This window comes from Mesorhizobium sp. WSM2561, assembly GCF_000513915.1.
Taxonomy (GTDB): domain Bacteria; phylum Pseudomonadota; class Alphaproteobacteria; order Rhizobiales; family Rhizobiaceae; genus Mesorhizobium; species Mesorhizobium muleiense.
The window spans coordinates 364,627-381,039 of record NZ_AZUX01000001.1; the positions used below are offsets into that span (position 1 = coordinate 364,627).

Annotated in this window: 17 protein-coding genes; 8 read left to right on the forward strand and 9 right to left on the reverse strand. The window is 64.6% G+C overall.

The window, feature by feature from the left end; genetic code table 11:
- Position 1 precedes the first annotated feature (1 nt).
- The 7 genes from M727_RS0101855 to M727_RS0101885 form a co-directional block, all read right to left on the reverse strand.
- Positions 2-220: a formate dehydrogenase gene (locus tag M727_RS0101855; RefSeq protein WP_023797596.1), complete on the reverse strand. Its 219-nt coding sequence runs from the start codon at positions 218-220 to the stop codon at positions 2-4.
- Positions 221-253: 33 nt separating this feature from the next.
- Positions 254-832: a molecular chaperone TorD family protein gene (locus M727_RS0101860; protein ID WP_348627126.1), complete on the reverse strand. Its 579-nt coding sequence runs from the start codon at positions 830-832 to the stop codon at positions 254-256.
- Between the two features lie 196 nt (positions 833-1,028).
- Positions 1,029-1,724, reverse strand: a complete 696-nt coding sequence (locus M727_RS39080; protein WP_051505480.1) for a DUF3306 domain-containing protein — start codon at positions 1,722-1,724, stop codon at positions 1,029-1,031.
- Entirely contained in the window at positions 1,721-2,233 is a 513-nt protein-coding gene (locus tag M727_RS0101870; protein ID WP_027151220.1) for a DUF3305 domain-containing protein, read from the reverse strand. The genes M727_RS39080 and M727_RS0101870 overlap by 4 nt, the downstream gene beginning before the upstream one ends.
- Before the next feature lie 26 nt (positions 2,234-2,259).
- A complete protein-coding gene (locus M727_RS0101875) occupies positions 2,260-3,276 on the reverse strand; it encodes a DUF6352 family protein (RefSeq protein WP_027151221.1) in 1,017 nt (338 codons plus the stop codon).
- Positions 3,273-3,815, reverse strand: a complete 543-nt coding sequence (locus M727_RS0101880; protein ID WP_027151222.1) for a DUF6505 family protein — start codon at positions 3,813-3,815, stop codon at positions 3,273-3,275. The genes M727_RS0101875 and M727_RS0101880 overlap by 4 nt, the downstream gene beginning before the upstream one ends.
- Positions 3,806-4,543 carry a biotin/lipoate--protein ligase family protein gene (locus M727_RS0101885; RefSeq protein ID WP_156941461.1) on the reverse strand — a complete coding sequence of 246 codons (738 nt, stop codon included), beginning with the start codon at positions 4,541-4,543 and terminating at the stop codon, positions 3,806-3,808. The genes M727_RS0101880 and M727_RS0101885 overlap by 10 nt, the downstream gene beginning before the upstream one ends.
- A gap of 101 nt (positions 4,544-4,644) precedes the next feature.
- Here M727_RS0101885 and M727_RS0101890 point away from each other — a divergent pair, with 101 nt between their 5' ends.
- Positions 4,645-6,681, forward strand: a complete 2,037-nt coding sequence (locus M727_RS0101890) for a 4Fe-4S binding protein (protein WP_027151224.1) — start codon at positions 4,645-4,647, stop codon at positions 6,679-6,681.
- A 339-nt stretch (positions 6,682-7,020) separates the two neighbouring features.
- Positions 7,021-8,256 (forward strand): diguanylate cyclase, encoded by a 1,236-nt coding sequence (locus tag M727_RS35650; protein ID WP_036261059.1) that lies wholly within the window; start codon positions 7,021-7,023, stop codon positions 8,254-8,256.
- Positions 8,257-8,382: 126 nt separating this feature from the next.
- Here the strand turns inward: M727_RS35650 and M727_RS0101900 are convergent, their stop codons facing one another.
- Positions 8,383-9,663 (reverse strand): hypothetical protein, encoded by a 1,281-nt coding sequence (locus tag M727_RS0101900; protein WP_027151225.1) that lies wholly within the window; start codon positions 9,661-9,663, stop codon positions 8,383-8,385.
- A gap of 108 nt (positions 9,664-9,771) precedes the next feature.
- Between M727_RS0101900 and M727_RS0101905 the strand changes: the two genes are divergently transcribed.
- A complete protein-coding gene (locus M727_RS0101905) occupies positions 9,772-9,978 on the forward strand; it encodes a DUF6494 family protein (RefSeq protein WP_027151226.1) in 207 nt (68 codons plus the stop codon).
- Between the two features lie 42 nt (positions 9,979-10,020).
- Here M727_RS0101905 and M727_RS0101910 read toward each other — a convergent pair whose 3' ends face one another.
- Entirely contained in the window at positions 10,021-10,896 is an 876-nt protein-coding gene (locus tag M727_RS0101910) for a helix-turn-helix transcriptional regulator (RefSeq protein ID WP_027151227.1), read from the reverse strand.
- A 105-nt stretch (positions 10,897-11,001) separates the two neighbouring features.
- On the opposite strand from M727_RS0101910, the gene M727_RS0101915 reads away from it, so the two are divergent.
- From M727_RS0101915 to M727_RS0101935, 5 genes are read left to right on the forward strand one after another with little or no spacing between them, the layout of a single operon-like run.
- Positions 11,002-11,694 carry an ABC transporter permease gene (locus M727_RS0101915; RefSeq protein WP_027151228.1) on the forward strand — a complete coding sequence of 231 codons (693 nt, stop codon included), beginning with the start codon at positions 11,002-11,004 and terminating at the stop codon, positions 11,692-11,694.
- Positions 11,695-11,696: 2 nt separating this feature from the next.
- Positions 11,697-12,419 carry an ATP-binding cassette domain-containing protein gene (locus tag M727_RS0101920; protein WP_027151229.1) on the forward strand — a complete coding sequence of 241 codons (723 nt, stop codon included), beginning with the start codon at positions 11,697-11,699 and terminating at the stop codon, positions 12,417-12,419.
- Positions 12,420-12,466: 47 nt separating this feature from the next.
- Positions 12,467-13,279: a substrate-binding domain-containing protein gene (locus M727_RS0101925; protein WP_245268417.1), complete on the forward strand. Its 813-nt coding sequence runs from the start codon at positions 12,467-12,469 to the stop codon at positions 13,277-13,279.
- 50 nt (positions 13,280-13,329) lie between these two features.
- On the forward strand, positions 13,330-14,451 hold the full coding sequence (locus M727_RS0101930) for a molybdopterin-binding protein (RefSeq protein WP_348627127.1): 1,122 nt from the start codon (positions 13,330-13,332) through the stop codon (positions 14,449-14,451).
- 7 nt (positions 14,452-14,458) lie between these two features.
- The gene (locus M727_RS0101935) at positions 14,459-16,405 is read left to right on the forward strand and encodes a molybdopterin biosynthesis protein (RefSeq protein ID WP_027151232.1); all 1,947 of its coding nucleotides are present in this window, start codon (positions 14,459-14,461) and stop codon (positions 16,403-16,405) included.
- Positions 16,406-16,413 lie beyond the last annotated feature (8 nt).

Below are 16,413 nucleotides of genomic sequence, written 5' to 3' on the forward strand. Positions count from 1 at the left end.
CTCATTTCTTCAACGTCTCATAACCGTTCACACGGTAGAATGCCTTGACGTGCTCGGTCTCGCGGTAGCGAGCCCTCGTCTCCTCCTCACCGGGATCGTAAGCTTGCGCTTCCCCTGGGGTGAGCGTCACGGCGGCGGCGGCCACGGCGGTGGTGGATGCGCCGCCGAAGGCGCGAAGGAAACTGCGGCGGTTCATTGCCGTCTGTTGCTTTTCCTGCATCTGCCTTCCTCCCTATGCGTCGACGCGATCAGGTCACGAGCTTGGTCGCGCCTCCATGGCAAAGCCTTCGGCTTCGATGTCGATGAAAATCCGCCCCAACGCGCCGACTGCCCGGTAAAACCTGGCCGAGGCCGCGTTTTCCAGATCGGCGAAGAAACGGCTCGCCCAGGGCGCGATGTGACGTTCAAAGAAGTCCCGCTCCTCGCCGGCGGGAACCACGAAATGGGTGGCGGCAAAGCCGCTCATGATCTCGAACAGCGTGCCGAGATGATCTTCCGGGTCAAAATGACCGTCCGCGCGTTCAAGGCCGAGGCGCCGCATGTCCCCGCGCAGGCGGGCAAGCGGCCGTTCGTTGAGGAAGCCGGTCAGGTAGTATGAGGCGTAGGGAACGAGTTCGCCGCGCCCGACCCCGATGAAGAGCTCGAAATACTCGCGACTGGCGGCAACCGGAGAGGCCGAAGAAGCGGCCTGGCCGAGTGCGGCATGAGCCTTGCCGAGCGGGGTCTCGGCGTCGCCCCGCAACCCGGAAAGCTGCGCCATGAGGTTGGCATCCGGAGCGGCCAGAAGAAGTGTGGCGAGCAGCGCGTACTCATCCGCGCGTGCGCTGTTCACGTCGTTGACGTCAGCATTTTCTACGCCGGGAACCAGAGCGTCAGCTCCGCACGACGTGCCGATTGCCTCCTCTAGGCGCAAGTCTGGGTTCATCTACTGACCTCGACCGTGCCCCTCAACGAGTGGGTAAAGTGAATACTAGTGCCCCGCCCGGCAATTGCAACAGCGACTGTGCCAAAATGGCAACAAATCCAGATCAGCGCGGCATGGCGCCGCCATGGCGTCGCTGGCGATCGATCGGCGATGATTCCGCGGCGCCGGCGCCTTCGTCGCGGTCGATGGCGGTCCCGGCGCCGTCGGCCGAAGGGGTTTGCGGGTTTGCCGGTTCGATCGAACTGTCCGGCGTGACAGAATCCGACCCATCGGCTGAGGCGTTTACATCTTCGTCCGCCAAGATGGCGCTGGCCGCTGGCGCGTTCTCCGGCGCCTGCGAAGCGATGGCGGCGGGTGCCGGATCGGTCGGGTTGCCGCCGCTCGACAGGAAATCCACGACAGGTTCGCTGGATGCTTTCAAGGGGCCGAATCCGGCCATGGATCCAGGGTTGTTGAAGTCCCAGGCATATTCGGAAGGCCCGACATGATCACGAATTGCCGGATCGAGCGACCACATCTTGCGCAACGCGGCGCGCTTCAACATTTTGGGCACGCCTTTTCGCAGGAAGGCTGAGAGATCGCTTTGAGCGGTCAGATCCTCGACGCGAGGGAGGGGCTCGGCTGGCTCGGCGGCCTCCGGCTCGACAATTGCAGGTGCAAGCTGCTTCCCAGTATCGGCTGGCACCGCAACTTCGTCAGGCGAAAGCTGATCGTTCTGCGGCCCCGCAGTCGAACTGTAACGCGCCGCCTGTTTCAGGCGCGACCACCGGGCGAAGACATTGTCGCTCCCCGCGCTCATTCGGCATCATCCATCGTTCCGGAACGAGGACCGCGCCTCGCCAGGGCATTAGGGTCCGCCCGATCGCGCTTGCGCTTGATGAAAGGACGCTCGACGTGATGCGTCTCGACAAAGGCGGCCAGCCATTGCTGAAGCTCGATCGGCATCGGCACGGCCTCGATGATATCGGGGCCAGCCTCGGTCAGCGACTCGCCTTCGAAAGGGTCAGCGGTCACCAGGTGCAGCACAACTCCGGGTGGAGCGTCGCTCGACCGGAGCGCGATCCAGAGGCTAGGCCGCCCCGAACGGAGGTTGTCCCGGTACATGCCCGTGTCGCACCCGAAGAGCTCGAGCTTGAAAGTTCCGGCATAGAAGCGCGTCAGGCCGTCGGATTCGTGCAGCACCGACCATGGCGCCGCGCTCGGCGCGCCCGCCAGCACGGCCACGGGCACCCAGACATGGTCGATCCACGGATTGTCCAGAGCCCGTCGCTCGACGATCACCCCGACTTCCGCCGTCTCCCGCACCATGGCACAAATCCTCCTAGTTCACCGTCCTAGTTCACCGTCCCCGGGGCGCGAAACGGCAGGCCTGCGACAAGGTTCTGCGGCTTCATGCGGATCGTTCGGTCGGGGGTCATGGCCATTATGAGCCAGACGGGCCTGGCGCCCACCTGCGGCAGTACTTCGCCCGTGTCGGAGAAGGTGAGCCGGAACAGTGCAATGACGCGCTTTGCAGCCTCCGGGTCAAGTTCATCGCCGGCCCAGAGCGTATTGCCGATGCGGGTCGCTTCGGCGTCGAGGCCGACGAACCAGGCCCAGTCCTCGTCCTCGATCCGCTCCACCGGCTCGATCTCCACGCCCACCGCGACAAGATGGCGAATCCAGATCTCCATTGCGGTGGCAAGGCCGCGCCGGGCCGGACTGCGCGCGCTGCCGAGCTTAAGCACCATATCGAAAGCGTCGCTCCTGGCGAAGTAGCTCTCGGGATTGTTCTCGTCGAGTATCTCCAGTTCGGTGACAGCTGGGCCACCAAGCATGCCGAGGAGCGGCGAGGCATGGCGGTTCTGTTCATGCCGTTCGATGGTTTCGGCATCGGCGAGAAGCACGGCGCCCTCGTGAGATGTCACCCGTTGTGGCCGATAAAAAAGCTCAGCGGCTCGCACGACGCAGGCGTCATGCTGACCATCCAGCGCATTGCGCAGGACGACCTGCGCAAGCTGGTTCATGAACAAAGGCGGAATATTTTCGGCCGAGCCGCGCGCCAGTGCGAGATATGCGGCCTCGAGTGAGGGAGCGGCCAGCACATGGTCGCGAAAGGCAATCATGAACTCCCAGTTCTCGCGCGCATCCGGGTCCTCCAAGGCGGCGATCTCCTGCTTTGCGACCGGCCGGCGCGGATGATGCATCAAAAGTTCGTGATGCAGGCGCAACTCCGCCGGGCAGGCGGTCGCCGGGGGGAGAAGCTCTGGCCGCGCAAAATATGCCTTCAGAAAGGAGTCGGTCACGAGCAGGCGCCCGGCCTCATCCCTGTCGAGAAGGTGATGACCTGAGGAGACCCAGAAATCCTTCACTTCTGCCTCCCGGCCAACGCAAGGAGATCGAACTTTTCCGCCGACGCGTCCTCGCCCTCGATCTCCACAAAGCGGAATGCCGTTGCCGGCTCCAGCCGGCTCGCCTTGCGATGCAGGGTGCGGAAACACTCTCGGGTGCCGGCCTGTTCGCTGGTGCGGTTGACCCCGATCAGCGTGTTTGGCGGGTGGTCGCACAGCGATTGCGCGAAGGCTATCTCCTCTTCGGCGGCGGCGCGCGCCGTTTCAATGTCCGGCGCACCGCATCGCACCACAAGCTGCTCGGCCAGCCGATCGACGGCTGCCGCGCGATCATGCGCGGTCGCGTCCGTGACCACGACGAGGGTGGACCAGCCGAAGCTGTCAATGCCGAGGAACCCCGCGCGGAACGCCTGCCGCTGCTTGCCGGAAAGCCTGGCCACATCGGCGCCGAAGAACAGGAAGGTGCCAGTCACCGCCCATTCGCCCGGTTCTGCAGCGCGCGAATAGACAAACGTGTCCGATGGATCGAGGCGGATCGTTCGCGGCAGCTTCAAAGCCATGGCGTGCCCGTCATCGGATCGAGCCAGGAGGGCCTGGCAAGCGCCTCGGGCAGGCTTCTTCGCTCGCGAAGCCCGTGAGAGGCCGCGTGGGAAATCAGCAGATCGCCGTTGCCGGCAAGCTCTGTATGCTCATCGCCGTTTCGGGGCAGCCGGTCGAGCCAGCGGCTGGCGATCGAACCGAAGCCGCTGTCGCTCCATTCGTGGAATGCGGCCATCAGATGGCGGGAGAAGCTCGCAACGATCTCACCGGCATCGAGCGCAACGAAGCCGAGTTCGTCAAGCGCGCCAAGCAGCGGCCGCAGACCGGGCTCGCCGGCGCGGATGACGGCGGTGCGGATCATGCCGGAGAAGACGATCCAGTCGGGGATTTCGTTCTCCCGGGCCCCTTCCGGCCAGCCCAGGCGGGCGCCGCCGACGAGAACCCCGTCGACGCGAACAGTGTCGGGCCAGTCGAAGGTGATGGGCCGCGACGGCGGAGCATGGACCGCAAGCGCATCGGCAAGTGCGTTCATGCCGGCATAGATCGCGCGACGCGCATACTCCAGCGTCTCTTCAGGCTCAAGCACCACTGCGAATTCGGCCAGATCGTAGCGGCGCACCCAGGCAAGCGTGCCTGCGCCTTCGTCTGCCGCGATCGCGCAGGCGTGCGCAAAGGCGTCACCGGCCTCTCTCAGCGGCACGAGGCTGTAAGGCGGTGGCAGTTGGAGGTCGCTGACAGAGGGCCGCATAGGCCGATCCATATTTTGATGACGGCGACTGTAATGTCTTTATAATACTTCCAGGCAAGAGGCGCTACCGCGTGGACAAGGAAGATGCCACGGGAGTCGAAATGAGCCTGGACAAACCACGCACGGTCCTGGTCTGCTCATGCGAGCGGAGCATGCCACGCTTCGGCGCCAGCGTCGTCCGCGGATGCAAGGGCGCACGGGTCGAGGCGGGGGACCAGTTCTGCGGCGCGGAACTCGACCGGGTGCGCAGCGCCCTGAGCGGCGGCGAAGCAGTCACCATCAGCTGCACGCAACAGGCGCCGCTTTTCGGCGACCTCGCCGAGGAACTCGGTTTCGCAGGCGATCTGGTTTTCGCAAACATTCGCGAGACGGGCGGCTGGTCGCAGGGCGCTGCTGCCGCCGGCCCGAAAGCGGCGGCTCTGCTCGCCATGGCGGCCGAGCCCGCTTCGCCACCCGCGCTGGTTACTCTTTCGAGCAATGGTGTCGTCCTGGTCTATGGCTGCGACGCGACAGCGATCGATGCGGGCCGGCAACTCGCCGAAAAGCTGGACGTCACTGTGTTGCTTAGCCGTCCGCGCGATATCGCGCCGCACCGGGTCTGGGATTTTCCCGTCATGCAGGGAACGATCCGGCAAGCGCGCGGCCATCTTGGCGCCTTCGAACTGACAGTCGACGATTTCGCGGCGCCCAACCCATCTTCGCGCGATCGGCTTGGCTTCGGGATATCGCGGGATGGAGCGGTCTCGAACGCCGACATCATCCTTGATCTCTCCGGCGGGGTCCCACTTTTCCCTGCTCATGAATTGCGCGACGGCTACGTGAAGGCCGATCCCGGCGATCGCGCCTCCGTCGCCGTTGCGATCGCAAGGGCAGCCGATTTGGTTGGCGAGTTCGACAAGCCGCGCTTCATCGATTTCTCCGCCGATCTGTGCGCCCATTCGAGATCGCGCATCACCGGCTGCACGCGGTGCCTCGATCTGTGCCCGACAGGGGCGATAGCGCCTGCCGGCGACCACGTCGCAATCGATGCGGAAGTGTGCGCCGGCTGCGGCAGCTGCGCGGCGGCATGTCCCACGGGTGCTGCCGCCTACGCCGTGCCGGATGCCGAGTCGCTGCTTCGGCGGCTGCGGACGCTTCTTCTCACCTATCGAGAGGCGGGCGGCCTGGATGCAATTGTGCTTTTCCATGATCTCGGCCATGGCGAGCCGCTGATCGACGCACTTGCCCGGTTCGGCGCGGGTCTGCCCGCAAATGTCCTGCCGGTCGCGGTGAACGAGATAACCCAGTTAGGGGTCGAGGCGTGGACCGCGCCGGTCGCCTGGGGCGCTTGCGCCGTAAGGGCGCTGTCGTCGGCCAAGCCAAGGCATGAGCTTACCGGAATTGCCGCAAACGTCGCAATCGCCAATCTTTTGAGCCGGTCTCTCGGTTATGGCGCGGAGGTCTGCGGATTGATCGAAGCGGACGATCCCGACATCCTCGCCTCGGCGCTCGACCTGACTACTCCAGATGTTGCGTCGCGGCGCCCGGCGGCATTCCTGCCGCTCGGCAAGAAGCGCAGTTTGCTGACGAGCACCATGCTCGAGCTCCATCGAGCCGCGCCGACGCCGGTCGACCGCGTGGCGTTGCCTGCTGCAGCTCCGTTCGGCGGCCTGGACGTCAATGTCGACGGCTGCACGCTCTGCCTCTCTTGTGTATCGGCCTGTCCAACGGGGGCGCTTTCCGACAGCGAACAGCAGCCGGCCTTGTATTTTTCCGAGAGCGCCTGCGTGCAGTGCGGCCTTTGCGCCGCGACCTGCCCGGAGAAGGTCATCACCTTGACGCCGCAGGTTGATTTCCAGGCATGGGGCGCCCGCCGGGTCGTGAAGCAAGAGCAGCCGTACAACTGCATCCGCTGCGCAAAGCCGTTCGGCACAAGGAGCACGGTCGAGCGGATCGTCGCCAAGCTCGAAGGCAAGCACTGGATGTTTGCAGGCGAGAACGCACGGCGGCTCGACCTTGTACGGATGTGCGATAATTGCCGCGTCGATGCGGCGATGAATGAGGGCTTCGATCCTTATGCCGGCCCTGGTCGCTCGCCGCCGCGAACCACTGAAGACTATCTGCGGGAGCGCAAGGCCTCGAGCGACAAGGCGGTCTGAGCCCTGGGGCTGAGCACCACCCAAGGCGCGGCGCCGTCGGCGACGAGCTCGCTGTCGCCGGCGATCGGCCGTCTTTCCTGACGCGGCCGCGATCTGCTTCAGCGATAGCGCCGCAGGGTTGCCGTGCGTCGCGCCTTCGACCGATAGAAGCGGAGAGCCGGCTTCGAGGGTGGCCAAGCGGGTTAGACAGGCAACACGCAAATAAACGGCTTTAGCAATCAAATCTTCAGCATAGCCTGACATGCTTGCCCTTCGGCCGACCACCGGATGGCTCGAATGGTTGTACAGGAAAAGGGGGGCTTCAGGGCCCGTCGATTGGTAGATCGAACGCACCTCGACATGCAGGACGATCCTGCCGTCACGGCGGAAGTTGAGCGACTTCTGGCGCACCGTACGCGCGACATCCGGCTCAAAGGCGAGATCAAACGCCTGTTTCAGGCACGTGTCTGGTCCCAAACGGCCAAGATCATCCGCGCCTGGATGACATGGGTGGCATTCCTGGATGTGCTGACGCTGGCGCTCAACATGGTGATGCTTCCAAGGTCGATCGCGCTATCCATGCTCCTGCCTGGCGCCATCATCCCTCCCGTCGCTGCAGCCGTGGTCTTTGTCTGGCGAAAACGGCGCCCCTCCTGGGTCCAGGGCGTTTCGCTGATCACAGGCATGTTCCTCATCCTGTTGTCGATCGTATTAGTTGGCGCAAGCGCCGGCGGCGAGTTCTACGAACGGCACTTGAACATCATGCTGTTCGTAGCGATTACCGCCATCATCATCTTCGGCATCCCTCAGGCTTGGACCGTGACGGTCGCGGCTATGGCCCTCGGTCTCTATCTCGTCTTCCAGGTGCAGAACCCGGGCCTTGAGATTGGCAATGCGGTGGCTGCCACGTTGTTTTTCGCCAGCGGCATTCTCGCTACGGTCGCCGCGCGGCGTACGATGACAATTCTAGCTCAGAAGACTTTTCTGTTTGAGCTTCGAGACCGGCACAGGGTTGCCGAACTGGCCGAAGCGAACGATCGGCTGGAGCTTCTGGCGAGAACCGATCCGCTAACCGGCGTCGACAATCGGCGCCGGATGACGGAAACGCTCGACCACGTGTGGGGCGGTGGCGGGAAATGCCCCGGCGGTGCCGCCATGCTGATGTGCGACATCGACGAGTTCAAGAAGCTTAATGATCGTCTCGGTCATGCTGAGGGCGATCGTTGCCTCATCGAGGTCGCCCGCTTGATCCGGGAGAACGTGAGGCGCGATCGCGATCATGTGGCGCGCTACGGCGGTGAGGAATTTCTCGTGCTCCTTCCAAGTGTGAACGAGCAGGAGGCCGCCGTTGTGGCCGAGCGAATTCGCGAGTGTGTGGAAGCTGCCTGTCTTCCTAATCCAGGATCGCGCGTGTCCCGCTATATCACCCTTAGCATCGGCGTGGCGGTCCAGGCGCCGGCCCAGGCCATTTCGCCGGAGCAGCTCCAGCGCCAGGCGGATGAAGCACTCTATGTTGCCAAGCAAACCGGCCGCAATCGGGTGGTGTTCCACAGGCTGGAGTCATCGCGCCTTTTGGGCGCTCGGTCGATACGGTGATACTGGCGCGTGGCAGGCGCATGCCATTTTGGAATGTGCGGCGACCTTGCTTCGTCATCCCAGGGCAAGCAAGGAGCGAAGCGACGTGGCGCAGACCCTGGGATGACGAAGTGGAGGGTCGAGGAACTAGTCTGTCTCGGCCTGAAGAAAGCGGATCAGGGCCGCCCGATCCTCGGCGTTGCTGATCGTCTGTTCAGGCATCTTGGTGCCGGGGGTGTAGACGTTCGGACCCAACTCGAACAGCTCCGACACGGTTTCCGGTGTCCAGACGATGTCCATTTTCCGGAAAGCGGGCGAATAGTGGTAACCCGGCACGGACGCTATCTTGCGCCCGAAAATGCCATGCAGCGTGGGTCCGGCTCGATTGCCGTCGTTCGGGTCGAGCGTATGGCAGGCAACGCAGGCGCGAAATACTTCCGCGTCCGGATTGCGTGCGTATCTGGCCATCGGATCAGTACTGCCGGCCGCAGCCGCCCCAAGCCGCTCGCCCGTCTCGATGTTCCATTCCCGCACCAGATGATCGGCGCCGCCAGCCAGAAGCGTCTTGCCGCCAGCCGCGAACGCAAGCGACCATACCGCCACGCCGGACGTGTCGAGAGTGCGGATGGTGGAGAGGCTGACAGGGTCCAGCAACAGGATTCCATCACCGATGCCGGCGACGGCGAGATAGTTCGCGTCTGGCGTGGCGGCGAGAGCAGTCACCGGTTTGCGCAAGACCGGAACTTCCAACTGCACTTTGCCGCGTCGGTCGAGCAGCCGTAGCTGCCCGTCCGCACCTGCGACGAACAGGCGGTCGCCGGACGCCCTTGCAAGCGCGTTGAGCGGCGTCGGCATGATGGCCCGAACCGGCGGCGCCCCAGCCTGGCTCGGCCAAAAGATGACTGTCGCGTCATAGCCGGCGCTGACGAGGGTTGCGTCCGCCAGGAAGGCGAGCGCATTGACGTTTGCACGATGGCCTTCCAGGACGCGCGCTGGCCCACCAGCAAGGGGCCAGAGCCGGACGGTGGTGTCCCAGGACGCCGAAGCCAGCATCGATCCGTCGGGTGACAGTTCAAGGTCGGCGACAGGTCCGCTGTGACCCTCCAGAATTTGGGCCGGCTCGCCTCGACCGATTTGCCAGATCGCGATGCGACCATCAGCACCGGCGCTGGCAAAGCGCCCGTCCGGCAGTGCCGCGACGGCACTTACCTCACCTTCGTGAAAGAGCAGTACGTCGCGCGCTTCGCCGGTCTCAAGCGACCAGATGATCGTCTTGGTGTCAAAACTGCCGGTTGCCACCGTCTTTCCGTCCGACGCCACGGAAATCGCTCGCACGGGACCGCCATGGCCGCGCAGTTCCGCACCATGTGCCGTCGCGCCGGTGAGGAAAGCAGCAGCGAGCAAGGCTATTGCGAGCGTCTTATGCATTGCGCATCATACGTTTCCGTGTTCCGCTGGCGGGCAGCGCCACGCCGGGGAGCAGCATGCGATCGCGACCCGACCAGCCGCACAGTCCCAGCTATTGGAGGCAATCCTATGACTCAAAACATGGAAACCGATCCCTTCAACGTGTCGATGCGCAAGTTCCTGAAGCAGGTCGGCGTAACCTCGCAGCAGGCGATCGAAAAGGCGGTGGCCGATGCTGGACTGAAAGGGCAGGGGCGCCTGACCGTGAGAGCCGTGATCACGGCTGAACGCGCCGGTCTGCACCACGTCGTCGAAGGCGAAATCGACCTTGGCTGAACAGGTTCGGCGGTGCGCCAAGCGCCCCCTCGACACCTCACATCAATGGAAGAAACGGACCTGCCCGGCCGGGCCGGTGTCATAGCCCGTCAGTTCTGCGGCGCGCTGAGCGAACCTGTCCTGGGCCATGAGGCGGATCAGCGCCTGGATGGTAGGCTGGAAATAGGTTCGCTGCCGCATCAGCAGGTCGAAATTCTCCCACGCCAATGATACGAAATCGAGGCCGGCGGCGCGTGCGGCGGCGCGTGTGGCGATGCCGCAATCGGCCCGCCCGGTCCGGATCGCGGCAGCGAGATCCGGCCCTGTCAGGCATGGCGGCTCGAGCCGGTTCAACCGCCTCTGGCTGGCCCCGGCGCGGGCGACCAGGGCATCCAGCAGCATTTGGGCTCCGGCCCCCGCCTGGCGCACCGCTATTTTGGCGCCGCTTTCAAGGATTTCGGCCAGACTGTTGAGCGATCGGGGATTGCCCGGCGGCAGCAGCAGCCCCTGTTCGCGCCGCGCGAAACCGATCAGCACCGCATCGTGTAGCCGCGGCATGGCGCGCGCGGCCTCCACATTGGGGTCGGCTGCATCATTGTGGAAATGGATTGCCGCAGCGGCAACCTCGCCACGCAAAAGACGCGCAACGCCGCCTGCCGTCCCCTCGGTCAGCGAGGCGAGGCCGGAGCCCGCCTGGCGAAGGCTCCATTCGAGCAAATCGTCCTGGCTGCCGCCGACTATGCGCGGCGGCTCGGGCGCAATCATTCCCTCGGGACGGGCCAATCCCGAGAGAACCCACCGGTCGAGTTCGTTGCGCGGAAACAGCCACTTGCCCGTCACTTTGCTGCACGGGATCCTGTTTTCGGCGACCAACTCGTAGAGCTTGCGTTCACCCAGGCGCAGATAGTCCGAGGCTTCCGCGGTCGTCAGCAAATCCATCCTGCAATGTTATGCATATTCCTGCGCAAATTCAATTGTTTGACGAATGGGGAGTAAATGCAGCAGAAATAGTAGGGAAAGGATGCTGCGCGCAGGCGAATGGGAATGTCACAAGGCCTAAGTGCATGGCAGCTTATCGCGAGCGGCGACGCGGCGCTGATCTCGATCGTGCGCCTTTCGCTGACCGTCACCCTGGCCGCCGTCGCAGTTGCGGCCGTCGTGGGGCTGCCGCTCGGGGCGTTGCTGGCACTGACGCGTTTTCCGGGACGTTCCGCGCTCGTCGTGCTCGTTAACGGCTTCATGGGCCTGCCGCCCGTTGTCGTCGGCCTGACCGTTTACCTGCTGTTGTCGCGATCAGGGCCGCTCGGCGAGTTCGGCCTGCTGTTCACACCGGCCGCCATGGTCATCGCGCAGGCGCTTCTCGTCGCGCCGATCATCGCGGCTCTGGCGCGCCAGACCATCGAGGATTTGTGGCGCGAATATCGCGACGAGCTGACAGCGATGGGCGTCGGCCCGACAGGCCGGGTGGCGACGCTCTTGTGGGACAGCCGCTTCAGCCTGATCACCGCATTGCTCGCCGGCTTCGGGCGGGCGGCGGCCGAAGTCGGCACAGTCATGATCGTCGGCGGCAACATCGACGGCTTCACCCGAACCATGACCACCACGATCGCGCTCGAAACCTCAAAGGGAGACCTGCCGCTCGCGATCGGCCTCGGCGTCATCCTGATCGGCCTCATTCTTGCCGTCAATGCCGCGGCCTGGGGTCTGCGATTGTGGTCGGAGCAACGGGCGGCTTGATGATGCGTGCCGTGCTGACCGACCTTCCTCTCATTCTGGACCGGGTCTCGCTCAGCGCCGGCGCCACGACTATGCTCGACCGCCTGAACCTGGCGATTACTCCCGGTGCGCCGACGCTGGTGCTTGGTCCCAACGGCGCGGGCAAGACGTCACTGCTTCGGGTTTGCATGGGACTTGCCGCGCCTTCCGCAGGAATTGTGAGCTGGGGTGGGCGCACCGATCGCGGGCTCGGGCGCCGGGCAATGCTGCTCCAGAAACCGGTGATGCTGCGCCGCTCCGTCGCCGCCAATGTGGCTTACGCACTGGCGCAAGCTGGTTGTCCGCGCCATCGACGCGCGGCACGCACCGAGGAACTTCTCGACCGTGTCGGCCTTCTGAGCCTGGCGGCGCGGCCTGCGCGGCGCTTGTCCGGCGGTGAACAACAGCGCGTGGCGCTTGCCCGCGCACTGGCGTGCGAACCCGAGATCCTGCTGCTCGATGAGCCCACCGCCAGCCTTGATCCCGCTGCAACCCGCCATGTCGAGGAGATCATTCTGATGGCGTCCCAATCGGGCACCAAGATCGTCATGGCTTCGCACGATCTCGGCCAGGTGCGCCGGCTTGCGGGAGATGTCGTCTTCCTCGTTAGCGGCCGACTGTGCGAGCACGCCAGCGTCGGTGATTTTTTCGATCGCCCCTCATCCTCAGAAGCTGCCGCCTTTCTCAAAGGGGAGCTTGTGCTTTGACCGTGGAAACGGAGCGTCCAGTGTTCAACCGTCGGCTGTTTACCGCAATTGCGGTCATCTTGGCTTTCCTGGCCTCCAGCGGCGCATTGGCCGGCGCGCAGGAACAGTCGATCGTCGTGGCCTCGACGACCTCGACGCGGGATTCCGGCCTTTTCGACCACATATTGCCTTTGTTCACCACGAGGACCGGTATCGAGGTGAGGGTGGTCGCGCAGGGAACCGGCCAGGCGCTCGACGCCGGCCGCCGGGGAGACGCGGACGTGGTCTTCGTCCATGCCAGGGAGCAGGAGGAGAAATTCGTCGAGCAAGGTTTTGGCGTGAAACGCTTCGACGTGATGTACAATGATTTCGTCCTGATCGGGCCCAGAAGCGACCCGGCCGGCATCAAGGGTTCGCCAGATATCGCGGTCGCCTTGACATCGATCCAGAGCAAAAAAACCGCTTTTGTTTCCCGCGGCGACAAATCCGGAACCCATTTTGCAGAACTCGGGCTCTGGAAGGCGGCAGGTGTCGACATCGCGGTGATGAAGGGGCCGTGGTACAAGGAGATAGGTCAGGGCATGGGCGCTGCCCTCAACACAGCCAGCGCCATGGATGCCTATGTGCTTTCCGATCGCGCCACATGGCTGGCGTTCAAGAACCGCGGCGAACTGGAGATCGTGGTCGAAGGCGACAAAAGGCTGTTCAACCAGTACGGCGTCGTGCTCGTCAATCCGGCGAGGCATCCGAGCGTCAAGGCCGAACCCGGCCAACGCTTCATAGATTGGCTGATCTCGCCTGAAGGACAGCAGGCAATTGGCGAATTCAACATTGACGGCCAGCAACTCTTCTTCCCGAACGCTGAGCAGAAGCGCTCCTGAAGTTGGTTGCAAAGCGGTTCGCATCTGCCCCATCATCGGGCATGATGAGAATGCAGCCTTCCGTCGGCGCCATGACCGGTCTCGAAGCGGCTCTCGCCGCACTCCTCGACGGGGTGGCGCCGGTCGCGCCCACTCTTTTGCCGCTTGACCAGACGCTTGGGAAGGTTGGCGCCGCCATGCCGCCCCTGGCACACGCGCAGCCGATCCGCGACACGGCAAGGACAGATGGCTGGGCGTGCCGCGCGCTCGATCTTGCCGGTGCGTCGGCCTATTCGCCGCTGCCGCTGATGGCATTTCCGGTCTGGATAGAAGCAGGCGGCGCCATGCCGGAGGGATGCGATTGCGTTCTCGATGCCGATCTCATCGATTGCAGCGGCCCGATGCCCCAGGCGCTCGAGCAAGCAGCGCCGGGCCAGGGCGTGCGACGCGCTGGCGAGGACATGGCGGCGGGCCGACCGCTGATCATTGCAGGGCACAGGCTGTCAGCCGCTGACCTCCTGACCATGCGAAGCGCAGGGATTGGTGAAATTGCGGTGCGGGCGCCGCAGGTGCGCCTGATCGATGTCGCTGCCCCGGCGAGCGATACTTCCACGGGCCATCTTGTCGCCGACCTTGCAAGAGCCTCTGGCGCGAAGGTGTTCGATATCGAAACGGTTACGCGCGACGCCGGATCCGTCGCCCAGGCGATTGGCAACGCAGCCGGCGATTTGATCATCCTGATTGGAGGCACTGGTGCGGGGCGCGCCGACGTTACAGCCGACGCGCTTGCCGCGCGTGGGGCGCTCATCGCCCACAACATAGCGCTGCAGCCCGGCCGAACCGCGGCGATCGGCCGGCTCGACGCGGTCCCGATCATTGCCCTGCCCGGCGCGCCCGATCAAGCCTTTGGAGCCTTTCTGGCGCTTGTTCAGCCGACCATCGATCGCCTGTCGGGCAGGAACGCCCGGCGCCAGACGGTCCTGCCGCTGGAGCGAAAAATCTCCTCCACGGTCGGACTGGCCGAGATCGTCCTCTTGAAGCAGGAACAAGACGGATGGCGGCCGCTTGCGATAGGCGATTTTTCGCTGGAGGCGATCCGCCTGGCGGATGCATGGCTTGCCATCCCAGGCGGCAGTGAGGGCTGTGCCGCGGGAACAGCTGTCGGCGCCTTTGTGTTCGACGATCCCAGGTGAGTCAGTGATGACCAGATCCACCCGCCAAGGTACCGGCCAGGAACAGTTCCTGACGGTCCTGTCGCGCGACGACGCGCTCGCCCGTTTCGAGGCGGCGCTCTTTCCGCGGACGATCCCGACCGAAGAACTGATGCTGGCGGATACGCTTGGGATGGCGCTTGCCGATGATGTCACGGCTCCGATCGACGTGCCGCCTTTCGACCGTTCGAACGTCGATGGTTTTGCCGTGCGCGCCGCCGACATGGCCACCGCGTCGGAGGCGCTTCCTGCCAGGCTCCTGCTCAACCGCGAAACCATCGCCTGCGGTGTCGCCCCGCAAATCCCTGTGCTCGCAGGCACTGCCACCTCGATCGCGACGGGCGGGCCTGTGCCGCGCGGCGCCGACGCCATCGTCATGGTGGAGCATACGCAACCGGCCGAAGGCGATGCCATCGAGGTCAGGCGCGGGGCCTCGCCCGGCCAGTTCATCTCGCATGCCGGATCCGATATTGCCCGCGGTGAGGTTCTGCTGCGCGCCGGAACGGTGATCGGCTCGCGTGAAATCGGCATGCTTGCCGCCTGCGGAATTGCGCTGGTGACGGTGGCGCGCAAGCTGCGGGTGGCGGTTTTGTCGACCGGTGACGAACTTGTCCAACCGGGCGACACCCTGCGACCCGCCGGCATTTACGACGCCAACGGCGCAATCGTCAGCGCCGCGATAAGTGAAAATGGCGGCCAGGCGAGCTTTCTCGGCGCCTATCCGGATGACGAAGCCACGCTGGAAGCCGCCATGCGCAAGGCGCTGGCGGCGCATGACGTGCTGATAGTGTCGGGTGGGACGTCCAAGGGCGCCGGTGATGTCAGCCACAGCATCGTGAACCGTCTCGGCGCGCCCGGCATCGTTGCCCATGGCGTGGCGCTGAAGCCGGGAAAGCCGCTTTGCCTCGCCATTTGCGACGGCAAGCCGGTCGTCGTGCTGCCAGGATTCCCGACTTCGGCCATGTTCACTTTCCACGACATGATCGTACCCGTGCTGCGCCGCATGGCGGGCCTGCCGCCTCGGAGCGAAGCGAAGGTCGCGGCCAAGGTTCCGCTGCGCATACAGTCCGAACTCGGCCGCACGGAGTTCGTGATGGTGTCGCTGGTCGAAGGTGAGCAGGGGCTGATCGCCTATCCCACCGGCAAGGGCTCGGGGGCGATAACCTCCTTTGCCCAGGCTGATGGCTTCATCAGCATCGAAGCTTTGGCCGACAATATGCCTGCCGGAAGCGAGGCGTCGGTGACGCTGTTCACACCGCACGTGCGTGTTCCCGATCTCGTGGTGATCGGCAGCAACTGCACCGGCCTGGATCTTGTCGTGGGCATTCTGTTTCGCGCCGGCCTGACGGTGCGGTCCATCGCCGTCGGCAGCCTGGGCGGCCTGGCCGCGGCCAGGCGGGGCGAGTGCGATATCGCGCCCATCCACCTCTTCGACAGCAAGACGCAAAGCTACAATGCGCCGTTCCTGAGCGACGGCCTCGAACTGGTGCAGGGATGGCGGCGTATGCAGGGCATCGTCTACCGCCCGGGCGACCTGCGCTTCCAGGGGACCGACCCGGAGGAGGCGGTGCGAGCCGCGCTCGCCGATCCCAATTGCATGATGGTCAACCGCAACCAGGGCTCGGGTACGCGCATCCTGATCGACCAGCTGCTTGGTGCGGCGCGTCCCGACGGATATTGGAACCAGCCCCGCTCGCACAATGCCGTCGCGGCGGCCGTCGCCCAGAACCGGGCAGACTGGGGCGTCACCATTGCGCCGGTGGCGCGCTCAGCCGGGCTCGGCTTCATTGCGCTGAAGGAAGAGCATTATGATTTCGCGCTGGTTTCTGCCCGCAAGGAGCGACCCGCGGTGCAGGCGTTCCTTGCCGCGCTCGCTTCGCCTGAATTCAACGAGGGGGTCGAGCGCATGGGTTTTAGCCGACCTGGCCAAGGGTGAGATATCCG

Excerpts from the sequence above, each read along its gene's own strand:
- M727_RS35650 (WP_036261059.1), top strand. The coding sequence starts at position 7,021 with ATGCAGGACGATCCTGCCGTCACGGCGGAAGTTGAGCGACTTCTGGCG.
- M727_RS0101935 (WP_027151232.1), top strand. The coding sequence starts at position 14,459 with ATGACCAGATCCACCCGCCAAGGTACCGGCCAGGAACAGTTCCTGACG.
- M727_RS0101890 (WP_027151224.1), top strand. The coding sequence starts at position 4,645 with ATGAGCCTGGACAAACCACGCACGGTCCTGGTCTGCTCATGCGAGCGG.
- M727_RS0101855 (WP_023797596.1), bottom strand. The coding sequence starts at position 220 with ATGCAGGAAAAGCAACAGACGGCAATGAACCGCCGCAGTTTCCTTCGC.
- M727_RS39080 (WP_051505480.1), bottom strand. The coding sequence starts at position 1,724 with ATGAGCGCGGGGAGCGACAATGTCTTCGCCCGGTGGTCGCGCCTGAAA.
- M727_RS0101915 (WP_027151228.1), top strand. The coding sequence starts at position 11,002 with ATGTCACAAGGCCTAAGTGCATGGCAGCTTATCGCGAGCGGCGACGCG.
- M727_RS0101920 (WP_027151229.1), top strand. The coding sequence starts at position 11,697 with ATGCGTGCCGTGCTGACCGACCTTCCTCTCATTCTGGACCGGGTCTCG.
- M727_RS0101900 (WP_027151225.1), bottom strand. The coding sequence starts at position 9,663 with ATGCATAAGACGCTCGCAATAGCCTTGCTCGCTGCTGCTTTCCTCACC.
- M727_RS0101905 (WP_027151226.1), top strand. The coding sequence starts at position 9,772 with ATGACTCAAAACATGGAAACCGATCCCTTCAACGTGTCGATGCGCAAG.
- M727_RS0101930 (WP_348627127.1), top strand. The coding sequence starts at position 13,330 with ATGCAGCCTTCCGTCGGCGCCATGACCGGTCTCGAAGCGGCTCTCGCC.
- M727_RS0101910 (WP_027151227.1), bottom strand. The coding sequence starts at position 10,896 with ATGGATTTGCTGACGACCGCGGAAGCCTCGGACTATCTGCGCCTGGGT.
- M727_RS0101885 (WP_156941461.1), bottom strand. The coding sequence starts at position 4,543 with ATGCGGCCCTCTGTCAGCGACCTCCAACTGCCACCGCCTTACAGCCTC.
- M727_RS0101880 (WP_027151222.1), bottom strand. The coding sequence starts at position 3,815 with ATGGCTTTGAAGCTGCCGCGAACGATCCGCCTCGATCCATCGGACACG.
- M727_RS0101870 (WP_027151220.1), bottom strand. The coding sequence starts at position 2,233 with ATGGTGCGGGAGACGGCGGAAGTCGGGGTGATCGTCGAGCGACGGGCT.